This window comes from Vibrio sp. 704, from assembly GCF_033339295.1.
The window spans coordinates 1-625 of sequence record NZ_JAWOUH010000613.1 but is presented as its reverse complement, the minus strand read 5'-3'; the positions used below and the strand labels follow the sequence as shown (position 1 = coordinate 625).

Sequence of the window (625 nt, the reverse complement as noted above, 5' to 3'; positions counted from 1 at the left end):
GAGACTTCGGGCACGTCTAGTCGGCTCGACATCAGGGTTGCGGCTTTTGCCAGCTCTCGAATTGGTTGAATTTCTTTGCGAACGATAAACCAGGTACACAGCAACAGCATTAGCGCGGACACCAATAGCGTCAGCCATTGGCGCAGCTCAAAATAGTTAGTCTCTAGGTTGATGTAAGGCGCGGGTAGCACCGCCGCGAGATAAAACCATTCGTTCTGTGCGACTTCGACCTGCATCACCAGAATAGGCGGATTGAGGTCACCAAACGAAAGCGAACAATGCGCCCACAATAGCGGCAGTTCATCGATAGGTAGCTCGTTGTTGAACACTTTGAGTTTGTCGCGGTGGGTGAACTCCACCTCGATATTAGGAATGCCGCTCAGCTCGCTTTCTAATACTTCACGAACTTGGTTGATGACCAACGTTTTGCGCTCGCTCTCTGGCAGCGGGTCGACGTCAATCTGGTGATTGTTGAGTGAGACGAAAAAGCGCGTACCACCCATGTTGCGTAGTTGATTGAGCACCAAGTGGCGATATTCCGAAGGGAGGGTTTGAAAGAAGGCGATGGTAGAAGAAGCACTCAGTGCTAAGCTTTTAACTGTGGTGGTCAGGCCTTCTTTATCGC

Annotated in this window: 1 pseudogene; it reads right to left on the bottom strand. The window is 50.9% G+C overall.

From position 1 onward, the window contains the following. A pseudogene (locus R7R24_RS28060) lies at positions 1–625 on the bottom strand (two-component sensor histidine kinase); the annotation flags it as partial.